The organism is Streptomyces sp. AA1529, assembly GCF_000280905.1.
In the GTDB taxonomy this organism is placed as follows: domain Bacteria; phylum Actinomycetota; class Actinomycetes; order Streptomycetales; family Streptomycetaceae; genus Streptomyces.
Map to the genome: position 1 here is coordinate 1 of NZ_ALAP01000016.1, position 18,546 is coordinate 18,546.

At 70.6% G+C, this 18,546-nt stretch carries 14 protein-coding genes; 12 read left to right on the forward strand and 2 right to left on the reverse strand.

Annotated elements, in window-relative coordinates:
• Positions 1-534: 534 nt before the first annotated feature.
• Complete coding sequence (locus tag A949_RS37925) at positions 535-702, reverse strand: hypothetical protein (protein ID WP_019354696.1); 168 nt, start codon at positions 700-702, stop codon at positions 535-537.
• Between the two features lie 1,054 nt (positions 703-1,756).
• Between A949_RS37925 and A949_RS37930 the strand changes: the two genes are divergently transcribed.
• The 12 genes from A949_RS37930 (at position 1,757) to A949_RS0103950 (ending at position 16,938) form a co-directional block, all read left to right on the forward strand.
• A complete protein-coding gene (locus A949_RS37930; RefSeq protein ID WP_019354697.1) occupies positions 1,757-1,993 on the forward strand; it encodes a hypothetical protein in 237 nt (78 codons plus the stop codon).
• A 309-nt stretch (positions 1,994-2,302) separates the two neighbouring features.
• Positions 2,303-3,130 carry an SDR family oxidoreductase gene (locus A949_RS0103905; RefSeq protein ID WP_026004321.1) on the forward strand — a complete coding sequence of 276 codons (828 nt, stop codon included), beginning with the start codon at positions 2,303-2,305 and terminating at the stop codon, positions 3,128-3,130.
• 488 nt (positions 3,131-3,618) lie between these two features.
• Positions 3,619-6,072 carry a hypothetical protein gene (locus A949_RS0103910; RefSeq protein ID WP_237735732.1) on the forward strand — a complete coding sequence of 818 codons (2,454 nt, stop codon included), beginning with the start codon at positions 3,619-3,621 and terminating at the stop codon, positions 6,070-6,072.
• Positions 6,069-6,596: a hypothetical protein gene (locus tag A949_RS0103915; RefSeq protein ID WP_019354700.1), complete on the forward strand. Its 528-nt coding sequence runs from the start codon at positions 6,069-6,071 to the stop codon at positions 6,594-6,596. Before A949_RS0103910 ends, A949_RS0103915 begins: the two co-directional genes overlap by 4 nt.
• Before the next feature lie 212 nt (positions 6,597-6,808).
• Positions 6,809-7,996: a DEAD/DEAH box helicase gene (locus A949_RS38825; protein ID WP_019354701.1), complete on the forward strand. Its 1,188-nt coding sequence runs from the start codon at positions 6,809-6,811 to the stop codon at positions 7,994-7,996.
• A 9-nt stretch (positions 7,997-8,005) separates the two neighbouring features.
• The gene (locus A949_RS38830) at positions 8,006-9,331 is read left to right on the forward strand and encodes a hypothetical protein (protein WP_019354702.1); all 1,326 of its coding nucleotides are present in this window, start codon (positions 8,006-8,008) and stop codon (positions 9,329-9,331) included.
• A gap of 217 nt (positions 9,332-9,548) precedes the next feature.
• Positions 9,549-11,213 carry a hypothetical protein gene (locus A949_RS0103925; protein ID WP_037705853.1) on the forward strand — a complete coding sequence of 555 codons (1,665 nt, stop codon included), beginning with the start codon at positions 9,549-9,551 and terminating at the stop codon, positions 11,211-11,213.
• Between the two features lie 191 nt (positions 11,214-11,404).
• Positions 11,405-12,571, forward strand: a complete 1,167-nt coding sequence (locus A949_RS0103930) for a hypothetical protein (protein WP_237735733.1) — start codon at positions 11,405-11,407, stop codon at positions 12,569-12,571.
• A gap of 55 nt (positions 12,572-12,626) precedes the next feature.
• Positions 12,627-13,589, forward strand: coding sequence for a hypothetical protein (locus A949_RS0103935; RefSeq protein WP_158687533.1), 963 nt, complete (start codon positions 12,627-12,629; stop codon positions 13,587-13,589).
• Positions 13,590-13,827: 238 nt separating this feature from the next.
• Entirely contained in the window at positions 13,828-14,103 is a 276-nt protein-coding gene (locus A949_RS0103940; protein ID WP_019354706.1) for a hypothetical protein, read from the forward strand.
• A complete protein-coding gene (locus A949_RS0103945) occupies positions 14,103-14,501 on the forward strand; it encodes a hypothetical protein (RefSeq protein ID WP_019354707.1) in 399 nt (132 codons plus the stop codon). The genes A949_RS0103940 and A949_RS0103945 overlap by 1 nt, the downstream gene beginning before the upstream one ends.
• 154 nt (positions 14,502-14,655) lie before the next feature.
• Entirely contained in the window at positions 14,656-16,938 is a 2,283-nt protein-coding gene (locus tag A949_RS0103950) for a protein kinase domain-containing protein (RefSeq protein ID WP_019354708.1), read from the forward strand.
• A gap of 147 nt (positions 16,939-17,085) precedes the next feature.
• Here the strand turns inward: A949_RS0103950 and A949_RS0103955 are convergent, their stop codons facing one another.
• The gene (locus A949_RS0103955; protein WP_019354709.1) at positions 17,086-18,462 is read right to left on the reverse strand and encodes a helix-turn-helix transcriptional regulator; all 1,377 of its coding nucleotides are present in this window, start codon (positions 18,460-18,462) and stop codon (positions 17,086-17,088) included.
• Positions 18,463-18,546: the final 84 nt, after the last annotated feature.

The window sequence follows — 18,546 nt, forward strand, 5'->3', positions numbered from 1 at the left end:
CCCGCGGAGCGGGTAAGAGCCTGCTGCGCAGGCTCCGAGGGAACTCCCGCGCTGCGCTTGGGAGTTCGGAGTGGTGCCCCGCGCTGCGCACGGGGTGATGGAGTGGGACTCCGCGCGTTGCGCGGAGTTGGCTTACGCTGCGCTCTGAGCCATGTTTCCTTCCCCGAGAATTTTCGTTGGATCCGCAGGTTAGGGTGATGGTCCTTCCGGCTCTCCGCTTACGCTTCGAGCCAGCGACTCCTTCGTCGCTGCGCTCCTAGAAGGAGCCTTGAGGGTCCGTCCGCTGCGCTCCCGGACCTGGCCCGCAGCGCGGGCGGCTGGCTACAAGTGTGGGCCTGGGGTGGTCGGCTGATTGTTTCCTTCGCCTCAGAACTTTGGGTGAATCCGTGGTTTGGGTGTGTGCCCCCTCAAGGGGCACCTGGGGCGGCCTGGTCTGTGGTGTGTCGGAGTGCGAGCACGGTGAGTAACTCAACCTCTGTGCGGCCGGACCCGCCTGACATTATCTCAGGAGGTGCCAGGCGGGTTGGGGGATTGTCAGTCGTGCTGCCACCAGGTCACTGCGAGGCCGGCCAGAAGGGCCCCGAGATGACGGACGGCTCCGGCGAGGAGCGCTGCGGAGACGAGTCGCCGCCACGAGGCGGGGGCGGGCGCACCGTGGACGTGGGGCGGGGTGGTGGAGGGCCTGCGGTTCTTCTTCCGCATCGCGGGGTGTCCTTCGTTTGAGCCGGCTTCAGCGGCGTGGGCTGTGGTGCTGGGACCAGTGAGCCAGAGTCGCGAGAGGGCAGAAAATTACGCTTCTCGGGGTTGTAATGGTGGGCATGGCACGAGGGGCGCCGAGTCCGACTGATCTGCAGGTGGTGCGTGAACTTGCCGCGCGGGAGGTGGTGGTGACGCCAAGCCAGCTGGAGAGCTGGCGGCGGGTGGGCTTGTTGCCGCGTCATCGACGGCGGGGGCTGGGGCGTGGCCGGGGGTCGGTGGTGGACGCGGTCGATCCGCTGGTGGTGGAGAGTGCGGCGGCGCTGGCCCGGCATTTTCGGCAGGGGCGGGACCGGCGGCTGGCTGTGCTGGCGTGGTTCGCCGAGGCCGGGACGCCGGGGACGGCCCGGGTGCCAGAACCGCCGGTGGTCGCCGTGCGCGAGGCCCTGGTGTGGGCCCTGCAACGTTCGGCGTCGCAGCGGTTGGTGGAGTTCGCGCGTAGCGCGGCCGGGGCCGGTGAGGAAGGGCAGGACGCGCTGTACGCGGCGGCCGGGCGGCTCATGGGGCCGGACCGCGGGCGGGCTAACCCAGCGCTGGTGCGTGCGGCGCTCGAAGCCGGTGGGGACGTGCCGGTCGAGGCCGGGGGGCCGGATGGCAGGAGCATGGTGCACGTGGCCGCCGCGATCGGCCTGGGCGCGCAGGAGGTCGGGGCGGACGCGCTGGCCGAGGCATTCGCCGCCTTCGGCATGTTCGGGCTGACGGCCGAGGACTGGGGGCAGATGCTGGGTGCCGCGGAGCGCGGCGAGGGGCCCGAGGTGGACTGGGGAGTGCTCCAGCAGAACGCGGACATCGTGGCCCAGGTGCAGCGGGCTAGTGACGAGGAGCTGCTGCGCGCACGAGAGGTGCTGGTCGGTATGCGTATGTTCTACGCGCTGTACGTGCTGCACGGGCTGCTCCTGCCGGACAATCCCGCGCAGGCCGCGCCGCGCTGCGGGAGCGGATTGACGAGTGGAGCAGGTTCCCGTTCCTGGACCACGTCGTTGCCATCGACCCCTCCCCCATGCGGTTCGCCGAGTCCCTGGCGGTCTTCCTCGAGCCGTTCTTCGACGGGCTGTACCAGATCCTCATGGATCAGTTCGCCGAGAACCCGGACATCTTCAGCGACGAGAGGGGAGCCGTCGGCTTCGGGGAGAGGTGGATGCGCTCCATGGAGGAGCTGCCCAACGGTCGCCGGCAGGCGGCGAACGGCGGCGCAGACCACGACCCTGGTGAAGGGGCGTGGGTGCAGGCCGGATGACCTGACCTTGCTGCAGCCTCGGTGATGGCGGCTGCGTGCCTTTTCGTGGATGGGTGCAGCAAGACTGGTGATGCGGGCGGGTGGTCCCTCCTGCTTGGGACGGTCCGCAGCGCGGCGGCCGGCTTCGGGTGCAGGGCGCCGGACCGGGTCCGGGTCAGCGCGGACGCGGTGCTCCGAAGGGCGTTAGCGCTCCGACGCGGGTTGCTCCTGATCGCAGGCCCACAGTCGGCATTCTCGCGTCTCGTCTCTCGCTCGCCCCTGTGTGGTGCCGTGTCCGACACCGGCCGGGGCGGTCTACCGTGTCGTGCCATGACGGTTTTGGTGATCGGCGGAAGCGGCTTCCTGGGCACCGAGTTGATCCGGCAGGCCGCCATGGCCGGGCACGCAACGGCCGCAACCTACGCGACCAGGCCCGGCACCGATCCCCGCGCCGCCTGGTACCCACTCGACCTGCGGGATCCCGGACGCGTGGACGCCGTCATGGCCGAAGTCGGCGCGGGTCTCGTCATCAACGCATCGAGCGGGAACGCCGACTGGGCGGTGACCGCGCAGGGGCCCGTCCGGCTGGCGATGGTGGCGGCGAAGTACGGAAGCCGCCTGGTCCACGTGTCCAGCGACGCCGTGTTCTCCGGCGCCCGCGTCCACTACGACGAGTCGTGCCTGCCCGACCCCGTCACCCCGTACGGAGCGGCGAAGGCGGCAGCGGAGACCGGGATCCTCCTCGTGCATCCGCGGGCCGCCGTGGCCCGCACGTCGCTGATCATCGGCGACGGCGGTTCCGTGCATGAGCGCCTCGTGCACGAACTGGCTGCCGGCACCCGCGAGGACGTCCTGTTCACCGACGACATCCGCTGCCCCGTCCACGTTGCCGACCTGGCCGCCGCCCTTCTGGAACTGGCGTGCGGCGACGCGGCTGGCGTCCACCATCTCACTGGTCCCGACCCCGTGAGCCGTCATGAACTCGGCGTCCTCATCGCCGGGCGTGACGGCCTGGACGCCTCCCGGCTGCCCGCGGGCTTGCGGGCCCACAGCGCCCTTCCCGGCGCCCTCGACGTACGCCTCGACAGCCGAGCCGCTCAGCGGAAACTCCGCACCACACTGCGCGGCGCCCAGCAGTTCTGCGCCACAACAACCTGACCGCCCAGTCAGACACCGAGTTGAGCCGGGCCGGGGCGCAGGTGGAGGGCGGGGGTTCGGGCGGGTGGGGCGGTTCGGGCGGGTCGCCGGTATGTGGTCTTGGCGGTCTATGCGCGTCCATCAGCCAACTTAAAGTCAGGTTGTATGTACAGACTGTTATATGTCAGTCTTTCGGGGCACGTCAGTGGTCTCGACGACCTGCCAGCCCCGTGCCGCCGTCGGCGGAGAGGGCGTGAGCCGTGCGCTGTGAAGTTCCGTCGTTTGTGCGGGGGTTTCGGCAGCGCGCCCAGTCTCCGGTGGTGGACTCAAAGGGGCAGACGGTCTTCGCCGGTGCGCGCGCTCAGTGCGTGGCGGTGACGGCGGCCCGTGCGGGTGCTCCTCGGAAAGGAGTGCTTGCATCTCGGGTGCGTGTCGCACCCGGCAGAGCGTCGGATGCGTTCGTTCGCACCCGGGGTCATGAGGGCTTCCGGGAGAAGGACCGTCTTCCCATGTCTACCCGTAAGTTCCCTTCGGGGCCTTTCCCCTATCCGACCACGCCTGAGTGGGCGGAGAATCTCGTCGAGGCCATCGCCAACACCTGTGCGGCAGAAGGTTTCGCGCCCGTTCCCCGGCAGGCCGTGCTGGAGGCGCTGGCTCCGGCGCTCGGCCAGGGCGAGGCCAAGCGCGTCACCGAGCGCCGGCGTGACAGCCGTTTTCTGCTTCCTACCGCTTACCACGTCGAGCAGCGCGGCACGGACGGGGCGTTGCTCGTGCTGAAGGTGGACCTGCACGGGGCGGCGACGCTGCCGTGGGTCATCAACGACCGTACGCGCAGCGCGTGGCTGCATCCCTCCGGCGAGAATCAGGAGCGCTTGGAGGACCTGGTCGAGCAGCAGCAGTTGGTGGCCGCGTGGACGGTCGGTGTGGAGCGGGCGAAGACGGCGCGGCGGGCTCTGGCTTCGACCGCGGCGCCGGAGGAGAAGGACGCGGCGCTCGCCGCGGTCGCGGTCGCGGAGAAGGAGCTGGCCCGTGCGCAGGAGGAGTTGAAGGCCTGTGAGCGGGCGCTGGGCGGCCGGCGGCCGCTGCCCGTGGTGCGGGCCGTCACGCAGGACGGGGTGCCGATGGCGGCGCTCACGACGGAGCCGGTCAGCGCGGCGATGGCCGCCGAGGTTCAGCGTTACGCCGTGGACGTGCTGCGGCGGCGGGCCCGGCAGCGTTCCTACGACCTGGCGGAGTCCTTGGTGCAGGAGGGCCAGCGGGAGTCCACCGTGGTGGTGCTGCAGCGCACGCCGGTGGTCGACGGGGACGGGGACGTGCGGTACGTCTGGCGGGGGCAGCACGCCACGGGCGCCAACCGGTCCGATGCCCGGCTGGAGATCTTCGGGCTCTCGGCGCAGCAGTCGCTGACCGGGGTGCCGCAGTCCGTACTGCGGCTGCCCGGAGAGGAGGAGAACCGGCGGCTGGTGGTGCGGGGGCTGGGTGAGATCCTGCGGCGGATCAGCGCCCTGCTCAACGCCGAGTACGCCGACCCCGAGCGGGATGAGGACGGACGTGCTCAGCGGGCGGTGCGGATCGCCCAGGTGTCTTCCCGCGTTGTCATTGGCGCGAAGCGGCCGGAACGGCTGGAGGAGTCGCTGCGGCAGCTGAACGTGAACGAGCATCTGCGCGGCCAGCTGGACTACGAGGACATGGACCGCTCCCTGGGGCTGTGGTCGACTCTCGTCAAGGCCTACCAGGCCGCCGGGCTGCTGGGTGACCTACTCGCCCAGGAAGTCGGCCAGGGCCGCATGCCGGCCGGTGAGCTAGACGAAGACGCCGTCGCCGATGCCCTGGTCGGGGCCCGCGCGCTGGACGAACTCGCTGTTCTGCTCACGCCGGGCGACGAGGTGAGCGCTATGACGCTGCGGGATGTGGCGGTCCGCTGCGCCACCGTGATGCTGTTCCCGCCGGTCCCGCCGCGCCCCGAGAACTTGGCGCCGCGAGCTGCGATGCCGACTGGCCGGTACTGGCCGGTGGTGCGTGCCGCCCTGCAGGAGGCTTCCTGGGGGCAGGTGAACGGGAGCACCGCCAAGCGGCGGACGGAGATCTGGGCGGCCGTGACCGCTCAGCACTTCCTGCGCCCTGGCCCCCTCGCTGCCGCCGAGCGCCTGTTCGGCAAGCCCGAGGTGCAGTTCGGGGTGCGTCCCGACGCGCGCAGCCTCGTTTCCCTGGTGACCGCCTGCCGTCAGGGGGATGACGCGGCCTGGGAGATCCTGGTGCGGCGGCATCTGCTCCCCGGCCTGATCAGCGGGGCTGAGCCGTTCGTCGCGCCCAACGAGGGTTCCTTCCAGAGCGCGGACCGCAAGGGTGGGCGGCGGGCACCGGCCAACTCGGTCCAGGCTCTGGTGAACGCCTGGACCAACCCGCCGGAGAATGTCACCCGCGACCTGCTGATCGCGTTCGCCGTGGCGGTGCTGCGCGCCCCGGACTCCCCTGTCCGGGACGGTCTGGCCCCGGGTACCTTCTGGGCGCCCGACCCCCACGGCGATCCGCGTGAAGGGGTCCTCGCCGACAAGGAGTGGTTCGACACCCTGTTCCCCCAGACCTCGGTCCGCAGGACCAGGCGGCCGCAGCCGTCTTCGGCCGACAGCACCGGCTCCGCCGCCATCGGCAGCGGCGGGGACACCGTGGAACTCGCCGAGGAGGTCCCCGAGTCCGCGCTCGCCCGTATGACCCGCCTGCGCGCGGAACTGGCCTCCCTGGTGGCCAGCAGCACGGTGAACGCCGCCGCCGTCGCCGAGGAGATCAGCCAGCTCCTGGAGACGGTCGAGGGTGCCGTGCGTGCCCGTGAGGCATCCGGCGCTCCGGAGGAGCCCGCCGATGTGCAGAAGCTGTACATGCGGGAATTCGCCGGGATCAAGGCGGATGCCGGGAAGATCGGGCCGCTGCTGGACAAGGCCGCCTTGGCGGTGATGTCGCTGTGAACGGGGACTGCTGCGCGGAGCCGGTGGCCGGGCCGGTGGTCGACGCGCGGGTGCTGCGGCACGCGTGGACGGCGCTGGGCCCGCTGCGGTGCGGTGACTGGCCCGCCCCGTACAACCTGCAGCCCCCGCACCGGGAGGAGACGCTCGCGGTGCTGGATGAGGTGCTGGCCGGGGTGTATCTGGCGGTCGACGCCGACAGCCAGCTGCGGTGGCTGGGCAAGGCCCACCGCGACGGCGGCATCGGCGCTCGGCTGCGGGATCACCTCCGGCACCTGGAGCGGGCCCGCGTCTTCACCGGAGTGTTCGTCGTGGAGGCCGACCCGTTCAGCCCGCCGCAGGCGATCGAAGCAGCCGAGGGGCGGGCAGCCGACGCCATCGGGCTGCGCAGCCGCATGGGCACGCGGCGGTGGCCGGCGGTCACCCACGCGCAGTGGCTCGCCCTGGTCACCTCCCGGCCCGGGCGGCGCGTTGTGCCGCCTCGGCGGGACGGTGACAGCAAAAGCCGAGGCAGCGTATCGGGCTGACGGGCCCGAGCAAGGCCCCGCGAGTGGGACTTCCCCTCCGCAGCGAGGTGCCAGGAGGCGCGCCTGCAGTGGAGGGGCCAGCAGGGGCCGCACCCGGGGGGCCGGGAGCAGGGGACGACGCCGCAGGGCGTCGTCCCTGGGTGCGGCGGGATGGACAACGAAGGGGCCCGGGCGGCATGGCGCCGCCTGGGCAAGGGAGAGGGGACAGCGGGATGCCGCTGAACTGGGATCTGGTCGGCACGGGAGACAGCGAGGCGCTGCTGCGGCCGAGGGACATCTACGCGGGGCTCGCCAGCAGGCCGTGGCCGTATCTGCGGCACGAGCAGGGCGAGGTGCTGGACAAGTGGTTCGACCGGCGCGAGCAGCGGGATGTGGTGATCAAGCAGAACACCGGCGGGGGCAAGACGGCCGTCGGCCTGCTGATCGCCCAGAGCACCCTGAACGAGAACGTGGGCAAGGCCGTCTACCTGACGCCGGACAACTACCTGGCCAAGCAGGTCCGCGAGGAGGCCGCCCGGCTCAGCATCGCCACCACGGACGATCCGTACGACCCGGCGTTCACCACCGCGCAGGCGGTCCTGGTGACGAACTACCAGAAGCTGCTCAACGGCAGGTCGGCATTCGGCGTCGTCGGAGACGGCAAGGAGCCGGTCGACCTGGGCATCGTCGTCGTCGACGACGCGCACGCCGCGCTGGCCCGGACCGAGGACCAGTTCCGGCTGCGGGTGCCCGCCTCGCACAAGGCGTACGGCAAGCTGCTGGAGCTGTTCGCGGACGACCTGCGGCACCAGTCGGCCAACGCCTGGGCGGGGCTGGAGGACAAGGACCCCACCGCGTTGGCACCGATCCCGTTCTGGGCGTGGGCCAACAAGCACGACGAGGTGCTGAAGATCCTGCGCCCGCACCGCACGGAGCGGGCCTTCGAATTCGTGTGGCCCCTGCTGGCCGAGGTGCTGCACCTGTGCACCGCGACGGCGACAGCGACAGCGATCGAGGTCAGGCCCTCGTGCCCGCCGATCGACCGCATCACCTCGTTCGTGCGCGCCCGCCGCCGCGTCTACCTGACCGCGACGCTCGCCGACGACAGCGCCCTGGTCACCGACTTCGGTGCCGACCCGGCTCTCGTCGCCCAGCCCGTCACGCCGGGCAGCGCCGCCGACCTCGGGGAGCGGATGATCCTGGCGCCGGTGGCCCTCAACCCGGACCTGGACGACGAGGCCGTGCGCGTGCTGGCCCGCCAGTTCGCCGACGGGGACCAGGACGGCGACGGCATCGCCGAGACCGACCCGGTCAACGTCGTCGTGCTGGTCCCCAGCGAACGGGCCGCCGCCGCCTGGACCCGCCACGCCCACCACATCTGGCGGGTCGACGACCTCGAGGCCGGCGTGAAGAAGCTCTAGTCCGGACCCGTGGGCCTGGTGGTGCTGGTCAACAAGTACGACGGCGTCAACCTCCCGGCCGGCGCCTGCCGCCTGCTGGTCCTCGACCAGATCCCCCGGCCCCTGGACTCGGTGGAGCGGCGCGAGGCCGTCGCGCTGGCCGACAGCACCGTCCGCCTGGCCCGCGAGGTCCAGCGGATCGAACAGGGCATGGGGCGCGGCGTGCGGGACGGCGAGGACTACTGCGCGGTCCTGCTGCTGGGCGCCAAGCTCGCCACGGCCATCCACGACGCCCGCCACCTGGCGCTGTTCTCCCACGCCACCCAGGCGCAGCTGAAGCTGAGCCGGGACATTGCCGGCCAGATCAAGGGCGAAGGGCTGGACGCGGTGAGGCAGGCGCTGCGGTCCTGTCTGACGCGGGTGCCGCAGTGGCGCGAGCGCAGCCGGCGGGCGCTGGCGGAGGTGCGCTATGCCGAGCGCGGGACGGTGCGGCCGGAAGCCGTCGCTCTGCGGGAGGCGTTCGACTTCGCGGCCACCGGCCGCCTCCAGGCCGCGGCCGAGCGGGTGCAGAAGGCGGTCAACGACATCGGCGAGAACGACAAGGCGCTGCGGGGCTGGCTGCGGGAGCAGAAGGCCGCATACCTGCACCTGACCGACCCCGTGGCCGCCCAGCAGGCCCTGGCCGGCGCACTCGCCGACAACACCTTCGTCCTGCGGTCCGTACACGGCGCCGCCCCCGTGCGGCTCAAGGCGGCCTCGGTGCAGTCCCGCGCCGCCGCCGAGTTCCTCGCGGACCGCTACCGCGACGGCGTCAGCCTGAGGCTCGGTGTCCAGGCGCTGTTCGAGGAAGTGGTGTGGGGCGATGACGAACGCTCCGACGACGCCGAGGCCGCCTGGCAGAGCCTGGGCGAGCATCTCGGGTTCGCCAGCAGCCGCCCGGAGAAGCTGTACGGCACGGGCCCGGACAACCTGTGGGCGCTCACGGCTACGCGGCAGGCCGTCATCGAGCTGAAGACGGGCTGCACCACCGACACGATCGCGAAGAAGGACATGGACCAGCTCGGGGGCAGCGTCCGCTGGCTCAACGATCACAACCCCGAGGTGGAAGCCGTGCCGGTCATGCTGCACCCCAGCCGGGCCGCCGACGCCAAGGCCACCGCGGTGCCGGGTATGCGTGTCATCACGCCCGAGCTGTTCGAGAAGCTGAAGGATGCCGTGACGGCCTACGCGGCCGCGCTCGCCTCCAGTCCGGACCGGTGGGCCAACGAGCAGGCCGTCCGTGAGCAACTCGCGCACCACAAGCTCACCGGCGACCGGTTCCTCACCGCCTACGCCGAACCCGTGTCCCCCTCCTGACACCCCCGGCCGCGCACAGCCCCGGGCCCGCCTCGTCTTGTGGCGGGCCCGTCCCGGTCGGCGGGCGGCAGGTGCGGCTGTTCCTTCAACGACCCGGTGGGCAGCCGGCCTGGCGGCTGCCGGCGCTGCGGCGTCCTTGGCCAGGAGGGGCGCCTGGATGGTGAGTTCGACGTGCTGGGCAGGGTGTGGTGTCAGTGGGGGTTCGTAGGGTGGGCGTGTGGTGAGAGTTCCGTGGGAGAGGCTGGCCGAGAATCCCAGGCTGTCGGAGTCCTTGGTGACCTTGCTGGTGATGCGGCTTCGGGAGCGGGCGCAGCCGGTCGACGGGACGGGCGGTGACGGCGGCCGGGATCTGTTCGAGTACACCGACGACGACAAGCTGGTCGTGTACGAGGCGAAGTCGTTCACCGGCCGCCTGACGTCCGGCCGCCGCCGGCAGGTACGGAAGTCTCTGGTGTCTGCGGTCCGTCACCAGCCGGATCACTGGGATCTGCTCGTCCCGATCGATCCGAACCCTGCCGAGCAGGCCTGGTTCGACGGCCTGCGCGGCGAGTTCGAGTTTGTGCGGCACTGGCGGGGGCGCAGCTGGCTGGACGAGAAGTGCGCGGCTCATCCCGATCTGGTGCGCTACGCGTTGCAGGAGTCGGCCGACTACATCCTGGAGCGGATCGCCCAGGCGCGTGCCGAGCGCGACGTGCTGCACGGCGGGCTCAGCGACTACCTCGAGCGGGCCCGCGCGCTGCACGGGAGGGTCCAGGAGATCTCCCCGCACTATGCGGTGCAGACCCGTCTGGACGCCGACGGCCGCACGGTCGTGCATCTGTCGCCCCGCGGGCCCGACCCGGACGGGCAGGGTGCGATCCGGCTCACCGGCCCGGTCCGTTTCGCTGGGGACGACCCGCAGGAGGCCCGGCGAAAGCAGCGGTTCGAGGAGGTCATGCGCTTCGGCGGCGAGGTGGAGCTGAGCGCGGACAATCTCGCCGAGGCCACGCTGTCGGGTCCCGCAGGCCTGGGGCTGGAGCGCATCGCGGTGGGTGGTGTGCGCATCTCCTCGGTCCGGCAGGAGATGACACCGCCGCTGCAGGGGCAGGTCGCGGTCCAGCTGTCTTCGGGTGTTCCGCTCGCTTCCCTGCCCGTGCGCTTTACACAGCGGGTGAGCGGCTCGGACGGCGGCATCCTGTACGGCAGCGACATGACCGGGGTGATGCGCGTGCGGCTGCGCTACAGCCATGGCGACCGCTCCGCCCAGCTGAAGTTCACCTTCCAGCCGCCTGAGGCGGCGATGCCGCAGACGCTGGTGCCCGCGCTCAGACTGCTCAGCCAGGCCACGGCCGGCCATGTCATGGAGCTGGCCTTCGCCGGCGAGCCGGCCGGCCGGGTGCGGGCGCCGGTCAGCACCGGGATGACGCCTGCGGGCTGGGAGTCGGGCGAGGCACAGCTGTGGGCCGACGCCTTCGACGACCTGAGCCGGCTGCAGAGCAGGACCGGCCGCTTCTTCCCGGTCCCCGACAACTTCACCCAACGCGATGCGCGCGAGGTCAAGGACATGCTCGCCCTTCTCGACGGGGAGGAGACCGTGCTGCGGGGCAGCACCGTGTCGGTGGGCGTCGACAGCGCCGAGGCCCTCGACAAACTGAGCGACATCCGCGCCGGGATGTTCCGCGTCACCGCCGGCTACCAGGGCCTGCTCTTCACCCTCGGCGAGCAGCAGATCGGCCTCGGGCCCTGCACCGAGATCTACACGATGGACAAGATCCTCAACATGAAGGAGGCCCGGCGGGACCTCGCCGCGCACGGGCACGCGACCATGACGATGCGCGTCGCCAAGCGCATCCCGCCCGTGCGCTACCTCGGGCCCCTGCGCGACAACGGCACGGAAGGGTGACAGGCGAGAGCGCCGCGCCGGATCCCACGGGCACGATCAGAACGGGGGGCGCGGCGGTTCGGCAGTCGTGCGGGGCGCGGCCATGGCGGGCAAGCCCTCCCACCGAGTCCCTGCAGACGACGGTGGTACGGGAAGGCAGAGGAGAAGCCGCGGGAAACGGACTCTGGCGGCCGTGCTGCTGGCGGCCGACGATGTCCTGCAGGATCACGACGGGGGTGGGCGTGGAGCTGACGGCGTTCTTCAGCAGCGGTGACGGATGGGCGCAGCCCTGGGTGCTCGACATCGAGCTGGTCGAATCCTTGCGGTTCGGTCCGCCGGCCGGGCACACCGACCTGGAGGTGGCGATCGCGCTGACCCGGCTGCTGCACCACGACTTCGTCTCCTACGGCACCGACGGCCAGGGCCGGCATCTGGACGACGACAGCGCGCCCCTGGTCATCAAGGCGCACCGCGCCGTCCTGGAGCGCCTGGCCCTCAAGCCGCCCGCCTGGCCGTTTCGTACCTTCGACGGACCGCGCGGGTTCGGCACCTACTGGCGCGCCAACGATATGAGCGGCAGCTGGAAGGCGCGGCGGGACTGCATCGAGCAGTTCCTCGGCCCCACGCGGGACGCGCTGGAGGACCTGGAGGAGCTGGAGTACGAACGGCGTTTCACCAAGGGGCCGTCGGGCAGCTTCAAGAACCTGATCTTCGCCGCCGACGGGGTCAAGCCGGAAATCGTGCTGCGGGACGCGGTGAACAACGAGGTCGAGATCGTCCGTCACGCCGACACCTGCCTGGTGTTCACCGACCCCCTGCCACCGCACGGGCTCACCTGGCGGCAGATGGTCGCCTGGTGGCAGAAGAACCACCAGCCGGACGCCGACGAGAAGACGGCCGCCGAGGGGCTGTACCGGCGTCTGTACCGGTCGCTGGACTCGAAGACCGAACAGCTCCTCATGATCGCCTACTGTGCCCGGTACGCCGAGGAAGGCGGCTTCGGCCTGCCCGCGCTGATCCCCCAGGTCTACCTCCACTACGACCCCTACACCCGCAGGAGCGGCAAGCAGTCCGGCGCACTGTACCGGCAGCGGATGGACTTCCTGCTCCTAGCCCCGGACCGCTCCCGCATCGTCATCGAGGTCGACGGAGTACAGCACTACGGCCGGCCCAACCCGCCCGACGAGCAAGGGCGCATCACGCATACCGCGGTGCCGCGGCTGTACGCGGAGATGGTCGCAGAGGACCGCCGGCTGCGGCTCGCCGGATACGAGATCTACCGCTTCGGCGGCTGGGAACTGATGGAACCGGGCGGCAGGCAGCTCTTGGAGTCCTTCTTCACCAGCCTCCTCGCACGGCACCAGAAGCCGGCGTTGTAATGCGGGCACGAGGCAGCGAAGCTGCCCTCCGAGGGGGGCGTGTACGGTCGCCAAGGTGAATCCAGATGCAGCCTTCGATCCGCGTCGGCTCGGCGTGCCCAAGGAAGTCGTGGACGAGGGCGCGCGTACGCTGCGCCATGCCGCTCAGTCCCTCGACGCCTTCGTCAGGAGTCTCACCGAGGGCACCGCGGTCGAGGGGATGTCGCCCGCCGATGCAGGCTGGGTCAGTTCCTCACATCACCGGCACCGCACGGGACGTTCCCGGTTGTGGGCGTGGGCGGGCTGGAGCACTCAGCTCACCCTCGGGAACATCTTCGATCACGTCCAGGCGATCGAGCGGACGCTGGTGGGCGAGCCCGTGGCCATTTGGTCGCTCGTTTCGCTCTCCCGCGTCGTGCAAGAGGGCGCCATCCGCGTGTGCCATCTCTACGAGCCCGGTCTCAGCCCCGAGCAGCGTGCGGTGCGCATCGCGGCCGCGTGGCTCAACGGGGCACGGCAGCATCAGGTCGCGGCCAAGGACGTCGGCGTGCAGGCGGTCCCGGAGGCGGAGAAGATCTGGCAGGTGGCCGAGCAGACCGTCCATCGCGCCGGAATGAGCATCGGCTTGGACGGACGGGGCCGCCCGAGCTCGGCCGTGCTGGGGCCGGTGCAGGCGCCGTTCAAGGTGGACCTCACCAGTATCGCCGCGAAGCGGCCCACGCATCTTCCTGCCTGGTACCGCATATCCTCCGCGGCCTCCCACAGCACCGTGTGGATGGTCGCTCAGGCCTTCGCCTCCGACGTGGACGACCAGCCGGTCATGCGGGCCGATCCGGAGATCGTCACCGCGGCGGTGCTGGCCGTTCTGGGAGCGTTCGAGGACTTGGTGCAGACGCTGGGCGACTACTACGGCAAGGACCCCCACCAAGCGCTGCTGACCGTCCGACGGCGCACCGTGGCGGTCCTCGACCGTCAGCGGACGTGGTGCCAGCAAGCGCAGGACGATGCACGCCTCCTGCTCGGCGAGAGCGGCACCTGATCCGGCCCGCGCAGGGGCGCGCAGCCGGGGCTGGCCACTGCCGCCCGAGAGCAGGGGCCCGACTCCGGACCACGCCGCACCCTGGCCGCAAGGCGCTCAGGGGGCGTACATCTCGCGGGCCAACCGCGCACTCGCATCCTGCCCGGACACGGGCGTCTGGGCCAGGTCGGTCTTCCGAGCATGCTGCCGCGCACCCGATTCCTCTACTCTGAGTAGAGGAGCGCGGTAGAGTCGGGGTATGGCAGCAGACGAGACGAGCATCAAGGTGGGCACGGCCGCGCGGGACCGGCTCGCCCAGCTGGCCGCCGAGCACGGCACCACCATCCGAAGCCTGGTCGAGGACCTCGCGCTGAGCACGCCGACGCAGGCGGAGTACGCGGAGCGGGCCGAGCTGGCCCGTTCCGAGCTCGTCTCCGCCCTCGGCAGCGCACCGAGCCCGGAGGCCGAGGCGAAGGCCCGGGCCCTGCTGGAGCGCCTCGGCGGCACCGCGCACGGTCCGCGGGCAGCCGCGTAGTGGCGCCGATCGCGGTCGTCTTGGATCACACGACCGCAGGAGCGCTGTACGACCCGAAGGACCCGTTCAACGAGGCGGTCGCCGCGTTCTACGTCCAGGCCTCCGGCGGACTCGGGGACCTGTATGCGCCGGTGCTCTCCCTGACGGCAGGCGACGCCGAACGCCCCGGGCTGCTCGGCCACATCAAGGGGCTGCGGTTCATCCGGATCGAGGCGTTCGACACCGACGCCGCGGTCACCGCCACCGAACTGCTGCGCTTCGGGCACTCCTGGGCCGCCGTCCACGCCATCCACGCCGCCCGTCCGTCCGCCGCCCACCCCAGCGGACGGTTCCTGCTCACCCTGACGCCGAAGGCGTACGCGGGCACCGGCGTCCAGGCAGTCCACCCCGGCCAGTAGCCGTCATCGGCTCTGGTCCGCCGCCGTCTGACAGCCGTTCGCGCAGAGCGGCTGCGTTGCCGTCGGCGAGCCCGAAGCGGTCGTCGTCGAAGACCCAGTCGTCGTCTGTTCTGACGTGCCCGGCCGCCGGCCGAGGTGCTCTTTCGGAGGAACCGTGCAGTTCACTGTCCTGCCAGTCCGCGGGCAGCCCGTCTCCCCCGTGCCGGGGCAGGCCTTTCTGGTTCGGGACAACTGGGACGACTACAGCTTCAAGACGACGTTCCAGCTGCTCTGTGTCGATCCCCGTGGCGAGATCAGGGAGATCGGCGCGGTCAAGATCGGCCAGTTCGGCATGACCGCGCCAGCCAGGACGCCGCTGCCGGACGACTTCGAAACCCTGGACGGCGCCTTCTTCTCGCTCGGGCTGAAGGACACCTACTACGAACGGCTGCGCGAGCTGGGTGGCGAGCTGGAACGCGCGGTGCTGCGGGCTCTCAACGACGTCTCTTTCGATCTGGACCTCTTCTCCCGTGCCCGCACCGAGAGCGTGACGCGGACTTCCCTGCTCCGCACCGTTTCCGCCGACACCGTCCTCGGCCGCCTCCGCGGCAACGGCATACCCGCGGAACCACCAGCGGCCATCACCGAGGTCACCCGGCGGCGTCTGTTCGACGCGCTGCGCAGCACCGGGGCGAGCTGGACGGGCAGCCTGGACGAGGTCACCTTCCTGCGCAGGCTGTACGACCTGGACAGTCTGAACAGTCATGACCCTCGGTTCGCAACGGCCGAGGGCGACATCGTTCAGCACCGCTACAACAACCCCGGGGACTGGGAAGACGACTGGGTCTTCGATGACGACCGTTTCGGGCTCGCCGACGGCGCCGACGAGGTCCTGCTCCGCTTCCTTGCGGAGATGATCCACCCCGCCGTGCGGACGGATTCCGGCGAGGTCCAGCGGCTGCTGGCACTGGTCAACGGCCATCTGGCCGCCGACGGCTACGAGCTCGCTGAGGCCCGCACGGTCAGCGGCTACCCGGTCTACGAGGCCCGCCGGATCCCGGTCAGCCGCCACACCGCTCCCCCGGCCGCCGCCACGCCCGTACCGTCCGTACCGCTCGGCGGAGGCGACTACGCCGCGGTCCGTCGCGCCGCCCGCGGCGAGCGCAAGGACTATGCCTGCCCGCGCCAACCGGTCCTGGACGGGAATCAGGCGGACGTATTCGAGGCGACCCACAAGACCCTCGGCACGACCGTGGCGTTGAAGAAGCTGCACAGCAAGTACCCGGCCGAACGGCGAGTGGCCCGCATGCGGCGGGAGATCGAGATCGGCCAGCTGCTGAACGGTCATCCCCACGCCATGCCGATTCTTGACTTCGACACCGACCACAAGTGGTTCGTGATGCCCTGGGCAGACGCGACCGCTGCTCAACGCCAAGAGCTGCTGCGGGACCCGGCCGAGCTGCGCGCTCTGGTCGACGCTCTAGCATCAGTGCTGGCCACCGCGCACGAGCACGACTGGCTGCATCGCGACATCAAACCGTCGAACATCCTCTACTTCGACGGCCGCTGGACCCTCGCCGACTGGGGCATCGTCCGCCGGCCGCGCGGCCAGACCACCAAGGTGGGGCGCACCGGTCACTTCCTCGGCACGGAGGGCTTCGCAGCCCCGGAACTGTTCAGGGCGCCCCACGAGGCCACGGCGTCCAGCGACATCTACAGCATCGGCAGAGTCATCGCCTGGGCCCTTACCGGCAAGATGCCGGAGACCAACCTGCCTCTGCAGGCCCCTCCCGGCCCGTGGCGCCCCATCGTCCGTGCCGCCACCCAGCAGGATCCGGAACGCCGCCCCCAGACCGTCGGTGATCTGCTCGCCCTGATCGACCGCGAACACGCGGCCATCCCCGAAGACCCCTTCCAGAGGGCCCAGACGCTACTCGAAGCCTCCGGCACTGGCGACTCTGCGGCCACAGACACTCTGCTGACCCTGGTCGGCGACCACCCGGAGGACTACGAACTCCACGTCGGCGTGCTCGCCCGCCTCGACACCAAGCAGGCCGGACCGGCCCTCGCACGAGACCCCTCCCAGGCTCACAGCCTCCTGCGCGCCCTGGCAAAGCACGTCAACGGAGACAACACGCACATCGTGCAGTTCGGCGACGCCGCAGCGGTAGTGATCTGGCTGCAGGGCATCTGCGCTTACACCGGCAGCCAGTCCGACTGGGACCTGCTGGAGGAGGCTGCCCACACCATGTGCACCTGGGACGGCGCCTGGAACCAGTGGAACGCCCAGGGCAAGATCACCCCCTGGCTGCGAACTCTGACTAATGAGGCCGCATCCATCATCGCCGCTGTCCTGCGCGACCACCCGGACTCCGCCCAGCACTTCAGCCACATAGCCGACGACCGCACCGCCGACCCCCGCATACGCCAGGCACTACGCACCGGCACAGGTGGCTGAAGCGGTAGAGCCCGGGGCGTATCGATCAACGTGGCGATGGGCTGCCCCGCGCTCTCGGGTGGGGCTCCCCTGTCCGCAGTTGAGTTGTAAACGAGAGGCGCCAAGCCACTGGAAATGGGCTTGGCGCCTCTTGCGATCGTAAGGCCCTCAGTCCTCCGGCTCACACTGGACCAGGCGGGAGAAGAACTCCTTCGCGGCCTGCCCGTTGAGTTCCCCGTTCGTGGTCGCGGACCTCCGCAGCGCTTCGCCCGTCACCTGGGCAGGAATGCCAAGCTGCTTGTCTGCCTCGCCCATGATCTCGCCGAGGTACCACTGGGCCGAGGTCGGGAAATGCTGGATGAACCAGCTGACCATCTTCGCAAGCGGCACCGACAGGATGAGGTCGAAGTCCTTTAGCTCGCCGCCCCGGCGTTCGCTGACGCGCAGCGATGAGGCGAAGTCCTCCAGGACGGCATGGCGGATGGTCGGCCCGAGTGCATCGGTCGGGATGATCCGCCGGAGGCTGTCGGCGACCTCGAAGGCCAGTTGGTCGGCCACCTCCCGCACGGTCGGCTCGTTGCGGTGACGCAGGACCCACCGCTTTCGGATGTCGGGCCGCTTCCACAGGAAGCCGAAGAAGGACTCGCTGAAACGGTCGCGGATCCGAGCCGCTCCCGGGGCGAGACGGTGCCGGTCGCCGGCCGACATGGCGTCCCTGAGCCCCTCGGAGGAGCGGCGCCGGGCTTCAGCCCAGTTCTCGGCGACCGGGCGTGACCACTGGGCCCGTCCGCCGACGCTCGCCTGCGGAAGCGGCACGTCGTTCTCACCCCGGGAGATGTAGCCCCGCAGTGTGGAAGCCGTGATACCGCCCAGTTCGGCCATCTCCGGCACGCCGAGCAGGCGGTCCCCTGCGAGTTCAGGACTGGCCAGGTCGACGACGCACTTCTGCAGCGGGAGGGGATCGTCCTGCTTCTGGTGGTGCTGCGCCCACAGGGTCAGGTGGTCGAGCCACTCCGTCGGGGCCACGGTGGCCGGGTCGAAGGTGGCGACCTTGTGTACGTGCGCGCGGTCAGGGTGCGCGCGGCCGTCCAGCATGTCGTTGGCGTAGACGGTGGCTGTGGCACGTGCTTTGTGGTGTGCGTAGTCCTCGGTGACCGGGTCCCAGATCTGTCCGGGCCGGTACCAGGATTCGCCGCCCCACCAGTAGCCGCCAGCCCGGAACAGCAGCGGTGCCCCGGTCCAGTAGGTGTGCAGGCTGGCGGTGTCCTCGTCACGCAGCAGGAGCACGGTGCGGCCGTGCTCGGGGTGGTGGCGGACGGCCCAGCCCAGGTGGTGGGCGATCGGGTCTGTGGTGAAGGCCAGCCATCCTCCTTCGCGGGAGCTGTCGCACCGGCCCCACATGCCTTCGCCCCTGTTGCGGCCGACTGCCTCGATGGCGTCGGGGCCGTCGTCAAGTGGCAGGTGCGAGTCGTCGACGAACGGCAGACCGGGCACCGGGTGGTCCGTCCGCAGCCCGTTGGCGAGCGGACGTATGTCGTAGACCAACGTGCTCTCCTCTTCAATTCCAGTGCTGTATCTAGCTACAACGGTACTGTTGCCCATTGATACGCGACGGGAAAACGAATCGCT

Bases quoted from the DNA above. Each gene is read 5' to 3' on its own strand.
- A949_RS37925 (WP_019354696.1), bottom strand. From the start codon at position 702: ATGCGGAAGAAGAACCGCAGGCCCTCCACCACCCCGCCCCACGTCCAC.
- A949_RS37930 (WP_019354697.1), top strand. From the start codon at position 1,757: ATGCGGTTCGCCGAGTCCCTGGCGGTCTTCCTCGAGCCGTTCTTCGAC.
- A949_RS0103905 (WP_026004321.1), top strand. From the start codon at position 2,303: ATGACGGTTTTGGTGATCGGCGGAAGCGGCTTCCTGGGCACCGAGTTG.
- A949_RS0103910 (WP_237735732.1), top strand. From the start codon at position 3,619: ATGTCTACCCGTAAGTTCCCTTCGGGGCCTTTCCCCTATCCGACCACG.
- A949_RS38825 (WP_019354701.1), top strand. From the start codon at position 6,809: ATGCCGCTGAACTGGGATCTGGTCGGCACGGGAGACAGCGAGGCGCTG.
- A949_RS0103930 (WP_237735733.1), top strand. From the start codon at position 11,405: ATGTCCTGCAGGATCACGACGGGGGTGGGCGTGGAGCTGACGGCGTTC.
- A949_RS0103940 (WP_019354706.1), top strand. From the start codon at position 13,828: ATGGCAGCAGACGAGACGAGCATCAAGGTGGGCACGGCCGCGCGGGAC.